The 22,186-nt window shown below is 28.6% G+C and carries 24 protein-coding genes; 19 read left to right on the top strand and 5 right to left on the bottom strand.

The genetic code is table 11. The features are described from left to right. Positions 1 to 141 precede the first annotated feature (141 nt). On the bottom strand, positions 142 to 318 hold the full coding sequence (locus J1C67_RS16465) for a hypothetical protein (RefSeq protein WP_167865261.1): 177 nt from the start codon (positions 316 to 318) through the stop codon (positions 142 to 144). A gap of 391 nt (positions 319 to 709) precedes the next feature. Between J1C67_RS16465 and J1C67_RS16460 the strand changes: the two genes are divergently transcribed. The 3 genes from J1C67_RS16460 to J1C67_RS16450 all read left to right on the top strand — a co-directional run bounded on the left by J1C67_RS16460 (position 710) and on the right by J1C67_RS16450 (position 2,333). After that, complete coding sequence (locus J1C67_RS16460) at positions 710 to 1,114, top strand: Rpn family recombination-promoting nuclease/putative transposase (RefSeq protein ID WP_167865260.1); 405 nt, start codon at positions 710 to 712, stop codon at positions 1,112 to 1,114. A gap of 132 nt (positions 1,115 to 1,246) precedes the next feature. Then, a complete protein-coding gene (locus tag J1C67_RS16455) occupies positions 1,247 to 1,918 on the top strand; it encodes a DNA alkylation repair protein (protein WP_167865259.1) in 672 nt (223 codons plus the stop codon). 277 nt (positions 1,919 to 2,195) lie between these two features. Further along, on the top strand, positions 2,196 to 2,333 hold the full coding sequence (locus J1C67_RS16450) for a DUF1659 domain-containing protein (RefSeq protein ID WP_167865258.1): 138 nt from the start codon (positions 2,196 to 2,198) through the stop codon (positions 2,331 to 2,333). A 115-nt stretch (positions 2,334 to 2,448) separates the two neighbouring features. Here J1C67_RS16450 and J1C67_RS16445 read toward each other — a convergent pair whose 3' ends face one another. Continuing rightward, complete coding sequence (locus J1C67_RS16445; protein WP_167865257.1) at positions 2,449 to 3,930, bottom strand: aldehyde dehydrogenase family protein; 1,482 nt, start codon at positions 3,928 to 3,930, stop codon at positions 2,449 to 2,451. 641 nt (positions 3,931 to 4,571) lie between these two features. On the opposite strand from J1C67_RS16445, the gene J1C67_RS16440 reads away from it, so the two are divergent. From J1C67_RS16440 to J1C67_RS16405, 8 genes are all read left to right on the top strand, one after another. After that, positions 4,572 to 4,793: a DUF1659 domain-containing protein gene (locus J1C67_RS16440; protein ID WP_167865256.1), complete on the top strand. Its 222-nt coding sequence runs from the start codon at positions 4,572 to 4,574 to the stop codon at positions 4,791 to 4,793. A 54-nt stretch (positions 4,794 to 4,847) separates the two neighbouring features. Then, entirely contained in the window at positions 4,848 to 5,066 is a 219-nt protein-coding gene (locus J1C67_RS16435) for a DUF2922 domain-containing protein (RefSeq protein WP_167865255.1), read from the top strand. 168 nt (positions 5,067 to 5,234) lie between these two features. Further along, a complete protein-coding gene (locus tag J1C67_RS16430) occupies positions 5,235 to 5,402 on the top strand; it encodes a hypothetical protein (RefSeq protein ID WP_167865254.1) in 168 nt (55 codons plus the stop codon). Between the two features lie 115 nt (positions 5,403 to 5,517). Next, on the top strand, positions 5,518 to 5,751 hold the full coding sequence (locus J1C67_RS16425) for a hypothetical protein (protein ID WP_167865253.1): 234 nt from the start codon (positions 5,518 to 5,520) through the stop codon (positions 5,749 to 5,751). Between the two features lie 2 nt (positions 5,752 to 5,753). Then, positions 5,754 to 6,290: a hypothetical protein gene (locus J1C67_RS16420; RefSeq protein ID WP_167865252.1), complete on the top strand. Its 537-nt coding sequence runs from the start codon at positions 5,754 to 5,756 to the stop codon at positions 6,288 to 6,290. A gap of 384 nt (positions 6,291 to 6,674) precedes the next feature. Then, entirely contained in the window at positions 6,675 to 6,896 is a 222-nt protein-coding gene (locus J1C67_RS16415) for a DUF1659 domain-containing protein (RefSeq protein WP_167865251.1), read from the top strand. A gap of 54 nt (positions 6,897 to 6,950) precedes the next feature. Next, entirely contained in the window at positions 6,951 to 7,169 is a 219-nt protein-coding gene (locus tag J1C67_RS16410) for a DUF2922 domain-containing protein (RefSeq protein WP_243176626.1), read from the top strand. 566 nt (positions 7,170 to 7,735) lie between these two features. Next, positions 7,736 to 8,659, top strand: a complete 924-nt coding sequence (locus tag J1C67_RS16405) for an Rpn family recombination-promoting nuclease/putative transposase (RefSeq protein ID WP_167865250.1) — start codon at positions 7,736 to 7,738, stop codon at positions 8,657 to 8,659. Positions 8,660 to 9,179: 520 nt separating this feature from the next. Here J1C67_RS16405 and J1C67_RS16400 read toward each other — a convergent pair. Next, a complete protein-coding gene (locus J1C67_RS16400; protein ID WP_167865249.1) occupies positions 9,180 to 9,827 on the bottom strand; it encodes a sigma-70 family RNA polymerase sigma factor in 648 nt (215 codons plus the stop codon). A 768-nt stretch (positions 9,828 to 10,595) separates the two neighbouring features. Here J1C67_RS16400 and J1C67_RS16395 point away from each other — a divergent pair. After that, positions 10,596 to 10,694 carry a class II D-tagatose-bisphosphate aldolase non-catalytic subunit gene (locus J1C67_RS16395; protein ID WP_242874040.1) on the top strand — a complete coding sequence of 33 codons (99 nt, stop codon included), beginning with the start codon at positions 10,596 to 10,598 and terminating at the stop codon, positions 10,692 to 10,694. Between the two features lie 11 nt (positions 10,695 to 10,705). Then, positions 10,706 to 16,342 carry a discoidin domain-containing protein gene (locus J1C67_RS16390; RefSeq protein WP_167865248.1) on the top strand — a complete coding sequence of 1,879 codons (5,637 nt, stop codon included), beginning with the start codon at positions 10,706 to 10,708 and terminating at the stop codon, positions 16,340 to 16,342. 269 nt (positions 16,343 to 16,611) lie between these two features. Here the strand turns inward: J1C67_RS16390 and J1C67_RS16385 are convergent, their stop codons facing one another. Beyond that, positions 16,612 to 16,800 (bottom strand): ferritin family protein, encoded by a 189-nt coding sequence (locus tag J1C67_RS16385; RefSeq protein ID WP_243176624.1) that lies wholly within the window; start codon positions 16,798 to 16,800, stop codon positions 16,612 to 16,614. A 131-nt stretch (positions 16,801 to 16,931) separates the two neighbouring features. Between J1C67_RS16385 and J1C67_RS16380 the strand changes: the two genes are divergently transcribed. From J1C67_RS16380 to J1C67_RS16360, 5 genes are all read left to right on the top strand, one after another. Further along, positions 16,932 to 17,261 (top strand): nucleotidyltransferase domain-containing protein, encoded by a 330-nt coding sequence (locus J1C67_RS16380; RefSeq protein ID WP_167865247.1) that lies wholly within the window; start codon positions 16,932 to 16,934, stop codon positions 17,259 to 17,261. A gap of 526 nt (positions 17,262 to 17,787) precedes the next feature. Then, the gene (locus J1C67_RS16375; protein ID WP_167865246.1) at positions 17,788 to 18,537 is read left to right on the top strand and encodes an MBL fold metallo-hydrolase; all 750 of its coding nucleotides are present in this window, start codon (positions 17,788 to 17,790) and stop codon (positions 18,535 to 18,537) included. Positions 18,538 to 18,590: 53 nt separating this feature from the next. After that, the gene (locus tag J1C67_RS16370) at positions 18,591 to 18,995 is read left to right on the top strand and encodes a pyridoxamine 5'-phosphate oxidase family protein (protein WP_167865245.1); all 405 of its coding nucleotides are present in this window, start codon (positions 18,591 to 18,593) and stop codon (positions 18,993 to 18,995) included. A 141-nt stretch (positions 18,996 to 19,136) separates the two neighbouring features. Continuing rightward, complete coding sequence (locus J1C67_RS16365) at positions 19,137 to 19,583, top strand: MarR family winged helix-turn-helix transcriptional regulator (RefSeq protein ID WP_167865244.1); 447 nt, start codon at positions 19,137 to 19,139, stop codon at positions 19,581 to 19,583. A gap of 18 nt (positions 19,584 to 19,601) precedes the next feature. Further along, positions 19,602 to 20,255, top strand: coding sequence for an NAD(P)H-dependent oxidoreductase (locus J1C67_RS16360; RefSeq protein WP_167865243.1), 654 nt, complete (start codon positions 19,602 to 19,604; stop codon positions 20,253 to 20,255). Positions 20,256 to 20,541: 286 nt separating this feature from the next. Here J1C67_RS16360 and J1C67_RS16355 read toward each other — a convergent pair whose 3' ends face one another. After that, positions 20,542 to 20,721 (bottom strand): hypothetical protein, encoded by a 180-nt coding sequence (locus J1C67_RS16355; RefSeq protein ID WP_167865242.1) that lies wholly within the window; start codon positions 20,719 to 20,721, stop codon positions 20,542 to 20,544. 182 nt (positions 20,722 to 20,903) lie between these two features. Between J1C67_RS16355 and J1C67_RS16350 the strand changes: the two genes are divergently transcribed. Continuing rightward, positions 20,904 to 22,058: an HRDC domain-containing protein gene (locus J1C67_RS16350; RefSeq protein WP_167865241.1), complete on the top strand. Its 1,155-nt coding sequence runs from the start codon at positions 20,904 to 20,906 to the stop codon at positions 22,056 to 22,058. Positions 22,059 to 22,186: the final 128 nt, after the last annotated feature.

The raw sequence follows: 22,186 nt of genomic DNA, 5'->3' as shown, positions 1-22,186 counted from the left end.
TTATTTTTTATAGACAAAAGTACATAAGGAGTAAAGTCTTCAATTGCTTTTTTAATATTAAAGGTATTAATTGACTTAAGAACTGTTTCTATACAACTTTGAACAAGATCATCAAATGTATAACCATTTAAGTAAATGCCTTTAGTTTGTAGAAGTATAAAACCATAGTATCTTTTTATTAATAATTTTTTTTGCAGCCTCGTCACCATTTTGAGCATTGCTTAATAATTCATAGAGTTCATTGTAATCACTGGTTTTTATTGAGATGTCTGCATTGGGTGTAATGTTTGTAACTTCTTTATTAAATTTAACTTGCATATAAAGATTACCCCCTCTAGATTTAAATAAATTATTAGATACTTGAAAATATATTACATATAAAAGTCATTTATAATTTTATAAAACTACATAATAGCCATGAAGTTTGTTAGATTTTCACATAAGACTAATAGAACATTTGTTCTATTAGATATATATATATCACAATATATACCAAATAAAATCAAGAAAAATATAAAATAAATGGAATTGTGATATTTATGAGTGTGGAGATTATAAAGATGTAGCTACGGATGTTATAAGTAAGTTAATTAAGATTAATGAAATTTTAACTCCTTACAAATCAACATTTTGGTTATAGAGTTAGAGATAAAATTGTGTTTTATATGATTTATGCTACTAGAGATAATATTATGTAATTTGATATTGCATGGGATTTTTGTATAACTCAAAAATATTACCTAAAATAAGTGGTAGTAGCAATGAAGTTTTAGAAATACTTATTATGTTATTTACTCATTTTAATAATATTAGTGATAAATACAATGAGTTTATTACAGATGCAGAGCTTAAAGCTATGGATGGTAAAGCTAAGGATAATGAATATAACATAACAAACAAGAAACTTTCCTTTATGATTAGGAGATACCTGCAAGATAAAGAAGTTTATTTTTATATTTTAATGGAATTGCAGTCAAAAGTAGATTATAGTATGCCTATAAGAGTATTTCAGTACATATGTGAAATTTGGAGAGATATATTAAGAAATGATTCAAAGAAAAACATTAAAAGTAAGGGATTTAAACTTCCGGCAATAATTCCAATAGTATTATGATGAATTTAAAGACAAATATAAAATTGAAAATATATTAACATCAAAAAATGAGGAAATTGAAATTATGACTTCAAATATTTCTAGAACGATTAAAGAGGAATTTCAAAATGTAGAAAAGAAAGGAATACAAAAATGACAAAAAATGAGATACTTGCAAAACTTAATGATTTAGGGAACGAGAAAAGAAAAGAGATGTATATAAAGAATGGTGCAAGTGAAAATACTTATGGTGTTTTACTAGGGGAATTACGAAAACTTGCAAAGAAATTAGGGAAAAATAATAAGTTAGCGTTAGAGCTTTGGAATAGTGGAAACACAGATGCGCAATGGCTTGCTTGCATGATGTTTGAGGTAGAAAAATTATCTTTAGATGAAGTTAGAAGCATGGTTTCTCAATTAACATATCTTGATATTATTGATAAGTTTATTTCTGAAGTTCTTTGTAATAGCCAGTATGTTGACATTCTTATGGAAGAGTGGGCAAATTCTACTAAAGATAACTTAGGTAGAGCTGGCTGGAAGCTGATAGTTCATAAAATATCCACCGGTAAATTAAGTGATGCTGATTTAGAGGATATTCTTGCAAACATTGAAACTGAATTGCAAACTGCGAATCCAGGAAAGCAATGGGCAATGAATCATGCGTTATGTCAAATAGGGATAACATACCCACAATTTACAGAAAGATGCATAAGTATTGGCGAAACATTAGGAGTATATAAAGATTTGAAAGTAGCAAAAGGTTGTACATCTGCCTATGCTCCAAACTGGATTGCTGCGGGTATAGCTAAAAGGAAAAAATAGGGGAGCTAATTCTGAAAGCTAAGTTTTTAGAATTAGGAGGCAGCAAGCCCTACAATCCTTCGCAAATTCAGTCGGGGCCAGCATCCTTGGGGGTTGTAAAAATTTCCAATTATATAAAATGGAATAAAGAAAAACATTGTTATAAATATTGAGGATATCTATTAATGATGTAATGTCATTTAAATAGATATCCTTTTTATTATTATCTTAAAAAATTATAAGTATTTTTCAAAAACTTTCATTAGTGCATATATTTATAGTGAAGGGAGATGATAATATGGCAGTTAATTCAGTATTAGTGGATACCGCAGTAGTAGTTAAATACAAAGTTAGTGTTGATTCTAAAGGTAATGATGTATTTAGAACTCAAAGAGCTAATGATTTAAACTTATTAGCTACATATATAATATTGTAGTATTGCAAATAAGAGACCTATTCAAATCTTTCATGATAAAGAAAGAAAAAAAGAAAGGCTGATAATCTTCATTTAATAATGAGATTATCAGCCTTTTTACTATCATTTAAGATAATTATTTTACATACATTCCACCAGGAGTTTCAGATAAATTAACTATAATATTTTTCTTTTGAGTATAAGCCTCTAAGATAGACTTATGAGTTTCTCTACCTATTCCTGATTCTTTATATCCTCCAAAGGTTGCACCTGCTGGGAAGGAATTATAAGTATTTACCCATACACGGCCTGTCCTTATACCTCTTGCAACTCTAATAGCACGGTTTAAGTCACGAGTAAATACTCCTCCACCTAAACCAAAATCACTGTCATTTGCCATAGCAATAACTTCTTCTTCAGTCTTAAATTTAATAACAACACCTACTGGTCCAAAGATTTCTTCTCTAGCTACTCTCATGTCATTAGTAACACCTGTAAGTAAAGTAGGTTTCATAAAGTATCCATTTTTAGCATCGCCTTCAACGAATCTTTCTCCACCAGTAGCTACTATAGCACCTTCTTGTTTACCTATTTCCACATAGCTTAGAATCTTCTTAAGTTGTGATTCACTAGCTTGTGCACCCATTTGAGTATTAAAATCTAATGGATTACCAACTTTAACTTTTTCAAAAGATTCGATTGCTTTTTTCATAAATTCATCATAGAAATCTTCTTGTACAAAGATTCTAGATCCTGCAGAACAAACTTGTCCTTGATTAAATAGAATTCCTAGTTGAATACCTTCAAGAGCAATATCCATATTTGCATCACTAAAGAAGATATTAGCTGACTTTCCGCCAAGTTCTAAAGTTGCAGGAATAATACGTTTTGCTGCAGCAATTCCAATTTGTCTACCTACTTCTGTAGATCCAGTAAAGGCTAATTTGTCAATGCCTTTATGATGTTGTAGATATTCACCACTTTTAGAACCTTTACCTGTAATTACATTAATTACTCCCTTAGGAAGAACATCTTGTATTAATCTCATAAGTTCTAATACACTTAATGAAGTAGTACTTGATGGCTTAAATACTGAAACATCGCCTGCAGCTAATGCTGGAGCTAATTTCCATGATGCCATTAAGAATGGAAAATTCCAAGGTACAATTTGTCCAACAACTCCAAGTGGCTCTCTTAATATTATATTTAATGTATTTTCATCAAGAATTGTCGCAGAACCTTCATCTGCACGAATAACTCCAGCAAAATATCTAAAATGATCTGCTGCTAATGGAATATCTGCACCTATTGTTTCTCTAATTGGCTTTCCGTTATCCATAGATTCTATAGTAGCTAAATATTCTTTATTTTCATCAATTATATCAGCAATTTTATTTAGTACAGCGGCTCTTTCGATTGGTGTAGTCTTACTCCATGTATTAAAGGCATTTCTTGCAGCTTTTACTGCATTATCTACATCTTGTTCTGTAGCATCTGCTATTTCAGATAAAAGTTCGCCTGTAGCTGGATTATAAGCTTTAATAGTTGCACCATCTGAAGAATCTATCCATTCTCCGTTAATAAATAATTTATATTTTTCTTGTAAGTTAATTTTCATAAAATTATCACTCCTTTTATTTGCAATTTAATTATAACTTAATTATAACACTGTGAATTTAATGTGCAATTTAAATAAATATTTAACATAAGCAAATATAAAAGATATTTTATTGAAAGGTTGAAATATAAAGACCTGGTGGGAAAATTTACAAAAATAAATTTTTAATTTTCAAAAATATCCTCATAAAATGTAGAAAGTTGTTAAAGTTTTATTTTGAATAAATTTAATCAGTATATTGTTATAATAATGGAACAAAATATCGCCTAAAAAATATCGAAATAAAGGAAGAGAGCTTTTGGTTCAAATGAACTATAAGATGTATTTTCAGCATTATTAGATATATCAATCTAAATAATGTGTAGCAAACGGCACCTATGGCGTCGTAAAAACCCGCGGGGGAGGGAACTATTCCCAGGTAAAAGTTAAATAAGGAAGAACAATAATTTAAATATATAAGGTGGACTAGTAATGTTGTAATTACTAGTCCACCCTGTTTTTTGTTCCTAAAATCCTATAAGGGAGTTTTATTAACGAATATTTAAATCTAAATATCATAGTAGAAAAATAACTGTAATTAATCCAACTATTTTTTCAAAAACCTCAACTACTGCATGGTTAAGTGAAGGGAGGTGAAACATATGGAAGTTAATTCAGTATTAGTTGATACAGCAGTTGTTGTTAAATACAAAGTTGGTGTTGATACAAAAGGAAATGAAATCATAAAAAACCAAAGAGCTAATGATTTAAACTTATTAGCTACAGAAGGAACATTAATGGATCTTGGAGATATAATTGGAGGCTTCATTAGTTATCCAGTATCTCAAGTAACCAAAGAAACAGTAAGTTTACTATCAAAATAGTAAATTTATACTTAGGTTAAATTTGTTAATGTAAAAAGAAGGGAGGTGAAGTGAATGATTGAAAGAGTATTAAATATGAAGTTTAATGACGCAGCTGAGGGTAAATTTACTTTTGCAATTAAAGATATAAAACCTGAAGTTAAAGATGAGGACATTGCTACAACTATGGATAGTATTATCACTAAAGATATCTTCTTATCTAAAGGGGGTAAACTTAATACTAAAGCAGAGGCTCAAATAGTAACTAAGGAAACTACTGATGTAGCACTTTAGTATTAAGCGTAATTTAAAGGACCTAGAAATGGATAAAATTCTAGGTCCTTTGTTGCTTAATAAATGTTAAGGTGTATAGAAAAACATCTAAGAGTATAATTAAATTAAATTAGATGATAATATTCTTCTAGTGGTATATAAATACTTTTAATCAGGAGGATTTTATTAATGAATGATAATAAGGAAAAGTTATATGATATATTTGAAAAGTGCTCATATAGTGAATTGATGAATTTGTTTAAGTGTGCAAAAACGAAGGAAGAACAAGAATTTTATATTACCTTATCTAATATTATGCTCCAAAAGGAACAAGCAAAGGTAATAGGTAAGCTATAGGTACCTCAAATATCAATATAGAACTACATAAGAGATAATGCAAAAAGTAATGAAGTTGGGCAGATAATAGATAATGCCATGATAGAAATATAAAAAAGGGCAGGTGTGATGATAATTGAGTAAAGAACAATATAATAAAATAATTAGCAATGCTAAAGATACATTATGTGAAAGTATATTAGAAAAAATATCAGAATTTAAATATAAAGAACTTGATGGTTATTATGTGATACAGGTTTATGTTAAGTCCGAAATAAAGGCAAAAGAAATGGGAGAGATTCTTACTAATATTGAAGAGTATTCTAAAGAGTGCGGGTTTAATGTTTTAGTAGATTTTTTAAGAGGTTAGAAATGGAAGATTTAATAGAGAAATTTACAATAGAATGTAGAACAAATAAATCAGCAAAATTAAAGAGATTTAAGCCCAACAATGTAAATAAAGAAACTTATAAATTTTGGAAAGCAGACTCTAATGTCATGGTTAGAGACGCTATTCTTGCTAATAAAATAAGTATATCTTATCCAAGGCAATTAGAAATGATACATGGAGCTGTAGAAAGAATACTTAAATCCTTTATTATTAAAGAATATGGAATAGAACTATTGGTTCATGAAACAAGTGCTATATATGACGCTATTAAATATGATTTAGGTTCAGAAACAAGTAAAAATGATTATGCATCATTAAAATTATTAGATAATAATTTCATATTATATAGATATCCTACAAAAAATAGATTTTATAGTGAAGATATGATTGATATGGTATTTGAGGTATTAGTAAATATAAATAGTTTAGTGGAAGAAGCTTTAAATTTAAGTAAAAGAGCGAAACTGGTTATAAAGGAAGTAGAGAGTGAATTAAGTATTGCTAAAGATGTATATTAACAAGTTATGGATATGAATTTAGTAGTGTTTAAAATAATACTGATATAAATGGGCAATGACTAAGTTCGGTAACTCTTACCTCACAAAGGAGTCAGCCCCCATAGCTATCAAGCTAAGGTAAATCAATGCTTACCTTAGCTTGTATTTTCTATTTTTATGGTTACTGGAAATAATTAAATACAATAACTTAAATAAAGAGGATAGGAATAGTGGTACTAAAACCATTATACCTATCCTATTTTCTTGTTCTTAAAATGATATAAGGTAGTTGTATTAAGGCGTAACAAAATGTAAACATTATAAGAAAAATCTAATTAAATAATTCAACTATTTTTTCAAAAACATTAACTACTGCATATATTTAAGTGAAGGGCGGTGAAACATATGGCAGTTAATTCAGTATTAGTTGATACAGCAGTTGTTGTTAAATACAAAGTTGGTGTTGATACAAAAGGTAATGAGATATTTAGAAATCAAAGAGCTAATGATTTAAATTTATTAGCTACAGAGGAAACATTAATGGATCTTGGAGACATAATTGGAGGCTTCATTAGTTATCCAATATCTCAAGTAACTAATGAAACAGTAAATTTACTATCTAGATAGTAAATTGATTCTTAGTTTAAACCAGTTAATGTCAAAAGAAAGGAGGTGAAATGAATGGTTGAAAGAGTATTAAATATGAAGTTTAATGACGTAGCTGAGGGTAAATTTACTTTTGCAATTAAAGATATAAAACCTGATATTAAAGATGAAGATATTGCTACAGCTATGGATAGTATTATCACTAAAGATATCTTCTTATCTAAAGGTGGTAAACTTAAGACTAAAGCAGAGGCTCAAATAGTAACTAAGGAAACTACAGATGTAGTGCTTTAGTATTAATAGGAATTTAAGGACTTAGAAGTGGATGAAACTTCTAAGTCTCTTTGATACGTAATAAATATTAAGTAGTACATATAAATGTTTAAGTATGAAGTTAATTAAAAATAAGAATAAATGTTTGCATAAGAACGGATGTTTGTGTTAATAATTATAATATAGTTGCAACTTTAAATTTAAAGTAGATTTTTAAAGTTTACTTTATTATAATAGAGGTGGATAAGTAAAAAAGAGTATGAATAACATTCATGATAAGGGGTGTAAAGCTATACTCTAACCAGCAAGTATTTGTAAATATTGTTAAGGACACATTTAATTTTAGTTGATAAATAATACATATTACATCATAGATATTAATAATGATTGTTAAAAAGAAATATTGCTATCAGATAAATGAGGCCACGGAAAAAGTGTCCTTTATCATTTGAAAGTTAAAAACATATTATTAAAAAACGCTTCAACAACGACCTCCTATTAAATAAAAAACTATAATAAAAATAGATTAGGGGATATAATATAAAGTAGAAAGAGAAATAATAAAGTATATAAGGACGTGAGCAAAATTGCCTAAGACACACGATTTTGATGGCGCTTGGAAAGCTATTTTAGAAGCATTTGAAGTAGAAATAGTTGAATTGTTATTTCCTGAGATATTTAATGAAATTGATTGGAAACTTGGAACTGAATCATTAGATATGGAGCTTAAAGAAATACAAAAGGAAATTTTTGATAAATATAACGGTGACAAAGTAATATCAGATAAGATAATAAAGGTTAGATTAAAAGATAACGGTAGTAAAATATTATTTATTCATATAGAAGTACAAAGTTATGATAGCAAGAAAGAGATCTTTGGAGAAAGAATGTTTAGATATTTCTATAGAATTTGGGATAAATTCAGATACAAATATGATGATAAATCTGAAATAGTTGCAGCTGCAATATATACGTACAAAGGCAGCGCAGGCAAGGATGAAAGATATGTATATAAACTTCCAGAAATAGAGGAAGAAATACTACGGTATAATTTTAGAACTATAGATGTAGAAACTATAAATCTTGAGAATATAAGTGATAATAACCCTTTAAAATTAGTTTTTAAAATGGCTAAGAGTTTATTAGAAATAAAATCAAAGGATGAGGATATATATGAAGCTAAAGTTAAATTAGCAGAAGAACTTGCATATTATGATAAAGTTAAAGATAATGAGCAAATAAAAGCATTAGTAGACTTTTTAGAGTACTTATTTTTAATACAAGATCCAAAATTAGAAAAGAAATATGAAGAGTATAAGAAAGAAAAGGGAGGGGCATTAAAAATGACAATAGAGGAAATTAGAAAGGTACATTATAAGCAAGAAGGAAAGGAAGAAGAAAAGATAAAAATTGCAAAGAATTTTTTAGATATAGCCGATGATGAAACAATAGCTAAAAAAACAGGTTTGGATGTTGATTTTGTTAAACAATTAAGGACACAAAATAGGTAGACCAGCTAATAATAGTCAAGTAAGTTCGGTTATTATTCCCTCACAAAGGGGTCAGGTACTTGTGAGAAAATGGATAGCAAGCCCCTTTTTACTTCGTAAACTCAGTCGGGACCAACACCTCTGGGGTTGTAAAAAAATCCAATTATATAAAGTGGAATAAATAAAACATTATTATAAAGATTGAGGATATCTATTAATGGTACTAAAACCATTGAAATAGATATCCTCTTTTAGCGCTGCCCACCTTCGGCGCAAAAATCAAAGAGCTAATGATTTAAATTTATTAGCTACAGAAGAAACATTAATGGATCTTGGAGATATAATTGGAGGCTTCAGTAGTTATCCAATATCTCAAGTAACCAAAGAAACAGTAAATTGATTCTTAGTTTAAACCTGTTAATGACAAAAGAAAGGAGGTGAAATAAATGGTTGAAAGATTATTAAATATGAAGTTTAATGACGCAGCTGAGGGTAAATTTACTTTTGTAATTAAAAATATTATAACTAATGTTTTCTTTGGCTATGAAAGCCCTTGGTGCAACTTACTAAGTGATCTTTTCTTAAGGCTTGTACAATAATAGTAGTCTTTGCCTTTTAACTTAGCATAGTTTGATAAATATTGTTTTTCACCATCATCATCTAAATATAGAAACTTTATAAGTTCAAGCTCTTCTTTATCTAAGAATTTGAGTGAAAAGAATAACTCCTTTGAAGTTATTCTTTGAAGAACAACTTCTTCAAGATTTTTAGTATCAGGAATAAAATCCATAGATGCCATATTATCTTTAACTATAGTATTTAAGCTGAAAACTTTATTATATCTAATTTCTTTTCTACATAAATAATGAAAGTTATTTTTTATAGACAAAAGCACATAAGGAGTAAAGGCTTCAATACCTTTAGTAATATTAAAAGCATTAATTGATCTAAGCACTGTTTCTACACCACTTTGAACAAGAGCATCAAAGGTATAACCATTTAAGTAAATACCTTTAGTTTTTGAAACTATAAAACAATAGTATTTTTTAATTAATAATTTTTTTGCAGCCTCATCACCATTTTGAGCATTACTTAATAAGCGAGTAAGTTCATTGAATTCACTAGTAGCTATGGATTTGCCCGCCTTTGGCGTAATATTAGCAACGTATTCATTAAATTCAATTTGCATATGAAGATTCCCCCTTTAGGTTTAAATAAAGTAGTAGATATAAAAATTACATAAGAGTCATAAAGTTTGTTGGATTTTCACAAAATCACAAGAGAACGTTTGTTCTATGAATATATATTACAATTAGTTCTGATTAAAATCAAGATAAAAATACAAAATATGTAAAAAAATAAGACTTTTGTATTTTAGCGTGTATATCTGGTACAAATAAAATATAAAAAAAGTTTGAAAAGTTGTTAAGTTCTAAAAATGAACTTAGCAACTTTTTTATTTAAATTGGTATTGTTTTTTAAAAGTAATACAGTGGTAACTACCTTAATGCTAATTATAAGCAAAGTTGAAAAAGATAACAGTAATGTTAATAAGACTATAATTATATACTTCATAAAACACTTTCTTTTAAAGTTAGTTTAATAATTATTATTATTGAATTATATAACCATAATAAGCAGAAATAAACATTAAATTTATGTTAATTGGATTGAATTAAATTATGAAAAAAATATAAAATATGTTATTGACAAAGAAAAGAAAACGATTTACAATGTATTTGAGTGGTAGATACCAGTAAAAGTAAAAAATGGGTGGTAGATACCAGTTGGAGAAAAATAAGTGCTATATGGAGGATTAATTATGGCAGATAGTTTATTAACCACTAAAAAAAAATATTGGTAATTATAAAAATTAAATACATGATGGGATTGTTTAGGTATCTTGTTCAAACAAATTTGTTATAGAATTAGCAATAAATAAATTGGAGATACGGATATGTATTTGCCTGTAGAAGCTACTGCAAATCAAGTAGATCAATTTGGTGGATATACTGGCATGAAACCTTTTGAATATAAAGAATTTATTTATAAATAGGGGGTATAAGGATGTTAAAAAGAAATAAAAAATTTAAAGTACTTATAAAATTTGCAGGAATAGTATTACCAATATGCATGGCAGTTTCATTATTTCCTTCGTCTGTAATCGTTGTAAAAGCATATGAAGGAAAAGAAATATTAGACAGGGCATATGTAAAAAGTGCACTTAAGACAATTGGAACTGTTACTAAGATTACTAAAGAGGGGGATAATGTTAACATTGACCTATCAACAGGTGAAAAAATAAAAATAAGTTTTTTAGAGAACAAAGTTTTTAGGTTACATATGGAACCAACTGGAGAATTGGCAGAATATCCAACTCCAAATAAACCTGATGAGACAACAAAAATAATAGACAAGACAGATGAAGCTTATGAAAAGGAATATGGAACTATAGATATAAAAATAGATGAAAGCGATGCAAATTTTTATAAGATATCTACTGAGTCATTAGAGCTAAGCATAGAAAAGTCAACATCAAAGATGAGTTTATATGATATTGCAAATGCAAAAGTTCTTTGGAGTGAAGCAGAACCTTTAAAGTACTCCGATGATAAAACAATTCAAACATTAGATACAAAAGATAAAGAAAATTTTTATGGTGGAGGACAACAAAATGGATATTTCTCACATAAAAATAGTTCAATAAATATTTCTGTAGGAGGCGGATGGGATGCTGGAGCAGCATCAAGCCCAGTACCATTTTACGTAAGTTCAGAAGGCTATGGAGTTATGCGTAATACATTTCAGCCAGGAAAATATGATTTTTCTAAAACAGCTACTTTCACTCATGAGGAAGGAAGATTTGATGCCTACTACTTTGTTGATGATTCAATCACAAAAGTAATAGATAGTTATACAGAATTAACTGGGAAGGCTGCATTAATGCCAGAATACTCCTTTTATTTAGGACATGCTGACGCTTTTAATGGGGTGCATAATGGTCATAACGATAAAAGAGAGTTATTAGGAAAAGGTCTTGAAACTGTAAATAAGTATGTGGATAATGATATGCCATTAGGATGGTTTTTACCTAATGATGGATATGGATGTGGATATGGTGGATTAGATAACTTAAATAAATTTGTGGATGAAGTTAATAAAAAGAATATAGAAGTAGGTCTATGGACACAAAGTGAGTTATATCCTGATCTAAGCTTACCATTAGATAGTCCTTTACGTAGAGACTTGAATGGAGAGATACAATCTGGCGTAAGAGCTATAAAGACTGACGTTGCATGGGTTGGTAGTGGCTATTCAATGGCATTAAATGCAACACGTCAAGCAGCAGAAGGAATTGAAAAAGAGGAAAATTCAGGTGGAGCAAGACCATTTATTGTATCCCTTGATGGATGGGCTGGAACTCAACGTTATGCAGGATTATGGTCTGGAGATCAATATGGTGGTAACTGGGAATATATAAGAATGCATATACCAACTTATATTGGAGCAGGATTATCAGGAAATCCAAATATTGGATCTGATATGGATGGAATATTTGGAGGAGATAAAACAATTCAAACAAGAGATTTCCAATGGAAAGCATTTACACCTATTCAAATAGATATGGATGGATGGGCAGCTGGTGGCAATGATTATAGTAAAGAAAAAAATCCATGGAATTATGGTGAACCTTACGCTTCAATGAATAGAATGTACTTAAAGTTAAAGGCACAAATGATGCCATATATTTATACAAATGCAGAAGAATCAACTTCAACATCTAATCCAATGATTAGAGCTATGATGTTAGAATATCCAAATGATCCATATACTTATGGAACAGAAACTCAATATCAATATATGTGGGGACCTAATATGTTAGTAGCTCCAGTATATAATGAGAGTGATAATGATGCAGGAGTAAGAAATGGAATTTATTTACCTGATGAAGATCAAGTTTGGATAGACTACTTTACAGGTGAACAATATAAGGGTGGATCAGTAATTAATAATTTTGATGCACCAATATGGAAAACACCAGTATTTATTAAGGATGGAGCTATTATTCCAATGGCACCAGAAAACAATTCAATAAAAGAATTAGATGGTTCAGAAAATAGAATATTTGATGTTTACCCATCAGGCAGTACAGAGTTTACAATGTATGAAGATGATGGAAAGACAACAGATTACAAGGAAGATAAAAATACAAGAACTAAAATAACTTCAGACGTTACAGGCGAAAAAGCAGTTATAACTGTTAATAAAGCTGAAGGTAATGGATATGATGGTATGGTAAATAATAGAGGAACAGAAGTAATAGTAAATACTCGTCAAGAAGCAAGTAATGTAACTGTAAAAGTAGGAGATAAGGATGTTACTGTAAAAGCTGTTACAACTCAAGAAGAGTATGACAATGGTGAAAATGTATACTTCTATAATGAAAAACCTAACTTAAATAAGTATTCAACTGAAGGTTCAGAATTCGAAAAGACAGAGGTTATATCAACACCTAAACTTTATGTTAAGGTTGAGAAAAATGATATTATGTCTAATGTAGTTACAGTAACTGTGGATGGTTTTAACAATACACAAGTTAAGAATGTAACAGATGCAGAAGTTCCAGCAAGTCCTACTGGATTAAAAGCTGATGATGTAAAAATTACAGATCGAGTTATAGGATTGAATTGGGATAAGGTAAATGGAACAAATGTTACTTATGATTTAATGATAGATGGAACAATATATACAAATGTATTTAAAGGATCCAATGAGGAAGAATTACCATCATATATTCATTCAGGGTTAATCCAAGATACAGAACACAAATATCAAGTTCGTGCAACTAATTCTAAAGGAGCATCTGAATGGAGTAATGAACTTATAGGAAAGACAAAACTAGATAGATATAGAAATGTTCCTGAAAATATGACTGCAACAGCTGATAGTGAGCAAGATGGAAGTGGAATAGATCAAGCGATAGATGGTGATGATAATACTTTATGGCATAGTAATTGGAATGATGGAAATGTATTACCACACACTGTTGATATTGATATGAAATTAGCTTATCAATTAGATAAATTTGAATATTTGCCAAGACCAGATGTAAGTAATGGAACCATACTAAAATATAATTTAGATGTTAGTTTAGATGGAAAGATTTATAAAAATATAGTTACTGACGGAATATTTGAGAAAACTGCTGACGTTAAGACAATTAAATTTGATGAAGGTGTTACAGCTAGATACATTAGATTAACTGCAACAAATGCAGTAGGTGGGTTTGGTAGTGCACAAGAATTTAGACCTTATAAAAAGGACAAAACAGAAGGATTAGTAGTAGGAGAGAATATTCCAAATGGGGCAATTGATGAGGCAGATTTACTATTCTTTGCGAGTTATATGGGAGTTGATACTAATGATACAGCATGGGAACAAGTATCAAAAGTTGATATCAATTATAATGGTGTAATTGATGCATATGACTTAATGTATGTTGCATCTCAATTAGGTGAAGGTGAGTTTAGTTCATCTGGAATTCCTATTTCAGGAGGCGTAAGTATTAAATCAAGCAAGGAGGATCTAAAAGCAGGAGATGAATTCACTGTAGACATATTTGGATCAGACTTAAAAGATATAAATGCATTTAGTTTAGAATTGTTGCTGGATTCTAATAAGTATGAATTAATTACAGATAGTACTAAAATTGTAACTGGTGCAGATGCAGTTAAGGATATGTTGAATTATTCTATACTTGGTGGAGTTGGAACATCTAAACAACGTATTATGGCAGCCTTCTCAAACAAAGGAAGCCAGGCAACTTTAAATGGTGATCAAAAATTAGCTACTATTAAGTTAAAGGCTAAGCAAGATATTAAGTTTGATATGACAATAGAAAGATTAATATTAGTTAATACAGCATTTGATATTATTAAAAATGGTGATGCTACTAAAGTAGATAAATCAGTTTTAAATGCTAAGATAGGACAAATAGAAAAGATAAATAAAGAAGATTTTACTGAAAATACAGTAGCAAGTTTAGTTGAAAAATTAAATGCAGCTAAATCATTAGTAGGAGATGAGAAGGCTACACAAGAAAGCGTAGACAAAGCACTTAAAGAACTACAAGATGCAATGGATAAATTAGAAAAGATAATAAAGGAAGAAATAGTTTTAACTAAAGATGATATGACAGTTACTGGTGAAGCGGATAAAATGCAAGATGGAGCTGATGCATTTGATAAACTTGTAGATGGTATCATAAGGGAAGATTCTTTAGCTGAATTAAAGTGGAGTATTACTGAAGCAGATGGTATTTCATTACCTCTTAAAGTAGACTTTAACTTTAATAAGCCACAACAAATTAATAGTTTTACAGTTTATAATCGTCCAGAAAATACAAATGGTAAGATAAAAAAGCTTAGTGCTAAAGGTTATGATGAAGCTGGAAAAGAGTATGATTTAGGAACTAAAGACGTTGGTAAGACAGCAAAGGATGTTTCATTTGAAACTAATGCAATTAAATATGACAGAATAGAAGTTATATTTTTAGAGTCTCATAGTGGACCTTTGATGTTATCAATTGCAGAAGTTCAATTCATTACAAAAAATGATAGTGCTGCTATAGTAAATAAAGCAACTTTAAGTGGAAAAATAGCAGAGACAGAAAAAATAAATAAAGAAGACTTCACTGAAAATACAGTTGCAAGTTTAGTTGGAAAATTAGATGCAGCTAAGGCAATTGTAATTGATGAAAAAGCTACACAAGAAAGTGTAGATACAGCACTTAAAGAATTACAAAGTGCTGTAGATCAATTAGAAAAGAAACAAGCTACAGTTAATAAGGAAGGATTAAATGAAAAAGTAGCAGAAGTAGAAAAAATAAATAAAGAAGGATTCACTGAAAATACAGTAGCAACTTTAGTTAAAAAATTAAATGCAGCTAAGGCAGTAGTAAGTGATGAAAAAGCTACACAAGAAGGTGTAGATACAGCACTTAAAGAATTACAAAGTGCAGTAGATCAATTAGAAAAGAAACAAGGTACAGTTAATAAGGAAAAATTAAATGAAAAAGTAGCAGAAGTAGAAAAAATAAATAGAGAAGACTTCACTGAAAATACAGTTGCAAGTTTAGTTGAAAAATTAAATGCAGCTAAGGCAATTGTAATTGATGAAAAATCTACACAAGAAAGTATAGCTACAGCACTTAAAGAATTACAAAGTGCAATAGATCAATTAGAAAAGAAAAAAGCTACAGTTAATAAGGAAGGATTAAATGAAAAAATAACAGAAGTAGAAAAGAAACAAGCTACAATTACTAAGGACGTCATAAATAAAAAAATAGAAGAGGCTGAAAATATAGATATTAGTAAGTATACTGGAAATTCAGCATCCTTATTAGCTGAAAGGATAAGAGGGGCTAGATCAGTAATTGGAGATGTAAATGCTACGGAGGAGAGTATAACAGAGGATTATAATAATCTAGAAGATTCTATAAGTAAGCTAGAGAAAGATGAAAATAAGGAGGTTCCAGGAAAGACAGATTCATCAAAGGACAATAATGAAACTGAAACTGCAACTAATGGAGATAAAGTTAAAAGTGGTAATAAGACAAAGAATATTGTATTGGTATCAGGCGCAGTCTTATTATCATTAGGTGGACTAGTTATTATAAGAAAAAGAAGAGTAGCAAATAAATAAATAAAATATATCCTATAGAGTAGATAATGATATGCTCCCCTTAAAGTAGACAGATTAAATAAAAAAAGCTGTTACTATAAAGGGGGCATTTTTGTGTCTCTATTTTTTCAAAAACATTAACTACTGCATGTTTAATACTCCTCATTTTTAGTGTTGTAATAATAATTATATTTTTAAAATATTTGGAATTAACATTGCATTTTAACAGAGAATTAGGCATCTATAGGACTATAAGAGTCTTTGTCTAATAACATTAAGGCTAGTGTTAATTATTCTACATGCTCTTTTTCTTCTTCCATTATATGATAAAAAATATCCTTAACCTCTTTATTGTTAGTAAGTTTAATAAAAGTACTATAATCATTGATTGCTACAATTTCAGCAATCATACCTTCCCTTAAAAAATTTGTTTCATCAATAACAATACCTTGGGGCTGTCTATTAGTAGTATAACTCATAATTTCTCCTGAAAAATATTTTAATATATTATATTAAATTTATAAAATATTGATATAAAAGTGTATAAAGGATTGTAAGCAATAAGAAAATATATTAATTATATAACTTAATATAGAGAGTAGGTGGTATTTTGAATAGTATTAAGCTTATAGAGAAGCTTGAAAAAATCAACAGTATTTTAGCTGTATGTAAGTTTGGAAGTCATGGAACACAATATTGGACTGAGGGTAGAAGTGATATTGATATCGCAGTTGTTGTTAGGGCGAATGTATCTTTTATGGATACATTAAATATTGAGGACGAAATAATTAGTATTACTAAAGAATATTATAATTATGAAGATATTCATGTAACCTTTATATTATTTAATGACTTTAATAGTAAATATGCTAGAATGGCAGTGGACAGTGAAGAACAATATTCTTACTTTGGGGGGATTATAGATGAGTCTTCATTATAATAAAAGAGAACTGAGTGCGAACCAGATAGAGGAGTTTTGCTATTCTAAAATATTATTTTTAGATATATTTCTAGAAAATAGTAAAGATAATGTAATATTAAAATATACGAATAAATAATGATATCAACAGTTATGCTCAATAGCAAATTTTGAAATTAAAGATGTAAAAGCTGAACTTAAAGGACCTAGAAGTGATAAACTTATAGGTCCTTTTTCTACTTAATAAATGTTAAGTAGTACATAAAAGTAATTACTCCTTTGCAAGGGTAACTGTGACTTGGAAAAAATAGTAGATATTAAAATTAAATATTGCTATATATCAAGATGTAGGGATAGTATTATTGCAACAATGATTTGCTTATCTTGGTTCAATTGATTTAGGTATTGCCTATAATTTTTTGATAAATACATAATCTAGATAAAATACTGAATTTTATATTGTTTTAATATTGACATAAATTTTAAATAGGTATAGAATGATCTTACAAGATAAATCGCATACGATTAAATTTAAGGAGTGAATAAAATGAAAATAGTTGCATTGGAATTTTATAAAAATGGACATATGAAAGAAGCTTTCGCTTTTGGTGGATCAATTGAAAAGGAAAATATAAGTGAGTCTAAAAGATATGAAGCAAGCTTGCAAAATTATTTAATAGATACTGGCAAAGAAGTTATATTAATTGATACAGGATTACCAGTTGAAACACCGGATATGAAAGAACAACCAGATCAAATGATATATACTGGAGAAAAGGTTAATAACTTTATAGATGCTCTAAAAGAAGCGGGATATGAGACGAAAGATATAGATAAGGTTGTTGTTACACATAAACATCCTGATCATTCAGGAGAGCTTAGACTATTTAAGGACGCTAAAATATACATATCGGAAATAGAAGCAGAAGCGATGAACTTAAATGGAGAAAATATAGTTAAGGTTAATTTTGAAGATGGAGAATATAAGAATTTCAAAGAAAGCAAAAAAATAGCTGAAAATATATTTATGTTACCAGCTTATGGTCATACAAAAGGTAATTCCATGGTAGTAGCAGAATTTGAGGGATTACAGTATATGTTCCATGGAGATGTAACTTATACAGATGAAGCACTTAGACAAAATGCACTTTCAGTAGTATTTGAAGATAAAGCCTTAGCTAAGGACACTTTAGATAATGTTAGAGAATTTATTATGAAAAATGATACTATATACTTATCAACTCATACACCAGAAGCTTTAATATCATTAAAAGAAAAGAAAGTTATGAGATTATAGTATCTACAATATATAGTCAATTATTAAAATATAAATCTAAAGGGGAAATTGTTATGGAAAAAATAATTCAATTTTTAAATGAAAATAATATTGGGATATTAGCAACATCAACTGATAATAGGCCTTATATAAGATTACAACATATTCACCTAATAAAAGATGGTAAATTCTATTTTACTACTGCTAATGTAAAACGAGCATATAAGCAATTAAAAGATAATCCATATATTGAGTTTATGGCAACCGATGATAAGTATGTTACAGGAAAAATAAGTGGTGAAATTAAATTTACTGATGATATTAATGTTAAACAAATGGTAATGGATAATTCTCCATCAGTTAAAAAAGGTTATAAAAATGCAGATAATCCAATTTATGAAGTGTTTTATTTAGAGCATGGAGAAGCAGTTTTTTCTGATTTATTATCAGGTAAAGAGAGTGAAGTCTTCAACTTTTAACGATGTTTAAATATCCTAAATTATTATTTGTTTTTAGAGGTAAGCATGAAAATTATTTAGATGTGGATTTATTTATTAAATCCATGATAAAATAACACTAATATAAACATACATTAGTATGAAGATTTAGGAGCGTTATATATGGATGAAAAATTAAAATTAGAAAATCAACTTTGTTTTAAGATATATTCTATCTCAAAGAGTATTATTAGAATATATGGGCCATTATTAAATAGGATAGATCTAACGTATCCTCAGTATTTAGTCATGATGGTTTTATGGGAGAATAGAAAAATATCATTTAAGGATATAAGCTACAAATTAAAAATGAAGACAGGGACATTAACTCCAATTATAACCAAACTAGAAAATAATGGATATTTAAAGAGAGTTAAAGATGAGACTGATGATAGAAAAATTTATATTTCTATAACTGAAAAAGGAATGGAGCTTGAAAAAAAAGCTAAGGATATTCCGAAAAAGTTAGCCTGTAATATACAGTTAAAAGAACAGGATTATTTTAAGTATTTACAAGATTTTGACGATTTAATAAAAAAATTAGACAGTATAGAAAAGTACATAAAATAAAAAAGAGGAGAGGTTTAAATGAATAAAAATGAAATAATGGATGCTTTAAACTTTAGACATTCATGTAAAGAATTTGATGAGAGCAAGAAAATAAGCGAGGCTAATTTTGAAGTAATATTAGAAGGGGGAAGACTTTCTCCGAGTTCTATGGGAATAGAGCCTTGGAAGTTTTTAGTTATAGAAAATCAAGAATTGAAAAATGAATTAGGAGCAGTAAGCTGGGGAGGCAAGGTACAAATGCCTACATGTAGCCACTTAGTAGTATATTTAAGTAGATCTGCAAAAGAATTAAGATTTGATTCAAATTATATAGATTATTTATTAAAGGATGTAAAACAGATTCCGGAAGATGTTGCTTCTAATTATAAAGGAGTTATGAAGTCTATAGAAGAAATTCGTTTTGAAGAAGATAAAGACATTGAGGCATATGCTTCAGAGCAAGTCCATATTGCTTTAGGTAATATGATGAATGTTGCAGCTAGCCTAGAAATAGATTCATGTCCTATTGGTGGTATCGACCGTAATGCAGTAGAAAAAATATTAGTTAATAGAGGATTGCTAGACACTGATAAGTTTAATATTGCAGTATGCGCTGCTTTTGGATATAGAGTTAATGAGCCAGGTAAAAAACTAAGACAAACAATGGATAAAGTAGTTACTTGGGTAAAATAACAACTTCAGGTCAAGGATGAACCTTTCCTTCAAGAACACCTTTAATTGGGTAATTATTTTCAGATGACAGTTAAATAATAAAATATAATAAGTTAAATAAAGGATAGGTATAGTGGTAGTAAAACCATAATATCTATCCTGTTTTTTTCTTTAAATTATATAAGGTAGTTTTATTAAGTCATAATATAATCTAAATATTACAGATGCAGTACTTTATTTAAAAGAGAAATTTAAGAGATCTCTTTTTAAGGCTTGTATAATAGTAATAATCTTTTTCTTTTAGCTCTCAATATTTTGATAAATATTGTTTTTCACCAGTTTGATCATTTAGGTATAGAAACTTTATAAGTTCAAGTTCCTCTTTATCTAGGAGTTGAAGTGAAAACAGTAACTTGTTGGAAGTTATTGTTTTAATGATAACTTCTTCTAATATTTTAGTATCTGGGATAAAATATATAGATTGCATATCATCCTTATCTCCATGTTACTTATACAAAATAACAAAAATATTGTATAATGGTAATATATGCTTTATTTTAGATGGAATATTTATAAAAATATAACTTAATAAATAAATTGTAATAGAGTTAAGCATTACAAAAGTATGAGGGTAAGGTTAATGTATTAGTTAATCGTTTAGGGGGAATTATGTCAATAATAAAAAGTTTACTAGGAATTAAAGAAATAAAAAATACAATTTTCTATAAGGATTTTAGTGAGGATAATCGTTGGTTAAATGAGCTTATAGATATTAATAATAGGATTACAAGTAATAAGAAAAAAAATATTGCTAGGGACATAGCTTTTTTAAAGGCCGGAATTAGTGGTGAGAAGAATGTTTACTATGAATTGAAAAATTCTTTTATTCCAATGATATGTCTACATGATATAAGAATTGAGGATGGCGATTATGCAGCCCAATTAGATTTTGTAGTAATTACACATAAGTATATAATGATTTTAGAAACTAAAAAACTTAATGGTGATATTTTAATTAATGAATGTGGTGACTTTATTAGAAGTATAAAAAATAACTACAGTAAGGGTATAAAAAAAGAGGGGATATACAGTCCAATAGCACAAAATGATAGACATGTGAGAATATTAAAAGAAATATTAATGAAAAATGGTAAAATAAGAAATACGCCTATTATATCAGGTGTTGTAATAGCAAATCCAAAGAGTATAGTAAATAAAACTAAAGCATCTAAAAAAATTAAGGATGAGATATTTAGATATGATCAGTTAACTGAAATTTTAAATGAAAAATTAAAAGTACATAAAGACAGTGAAATATTGGAACGTAGAATGAAGGAAGTAGCGGATTTTCTAATTATTAATAATAAAAACATACATATAGATTATAATAAAAAATACTCATTAACTGAGGAAGATTTCATTGGAAATAATGAAGCGGCTGAAGTTGTAATTAATGAATTTAAAGCAAATAAAATAGAATATAAAAAAATTGAAATAGATGAAGAAAAAATAGTAGAAGAGAAGATAGTAGAAGAACTGATAAAAAAAATCACTAAAAAAGATAGTGAATATAAGTTATCAGAAAAAGAAGTTATAAGTTCAGGATCAAGTGATATATTAATAAATAAACTAAAAGAGTATAGAACCAGTATGGCAAGAGCAGAAAAAGTAAGCCCATATTTTATATATAACAATGAAACCTTAGGAGAAATTATAAAAGTAAAGCCTGAAAATAAAGAAGAGTTAATGAAAGTACGAGGGTTTGGACCAATAAAAGTTGAAAAGTATGGGGACAGCATAATAGATATAATAAATGTTGTATAGTTAGAGCGATCTCAGCGAGTTATCCGTCACAAGGGTAACTGTGACTTGGTTAAAATGGTAAAGGAAAAGAGAAGGGATAATAGGTAGAAGGTAGTATGGAAAAGCAGATAAATTTGTTTTTATACAAG

The organism is Clostridium gasigenes (assembly GCF_017348895.1).
GTDB lineage: Bacteria > Bacillota > Clostridia > Clostridiales > Clostridiaceae > Clostridium > Clostridium gasigenes.
Note: the sequence above shows the minus strand (reverse complement) of the source record. Positions and strands in the feature narration are given on the sequence as shown.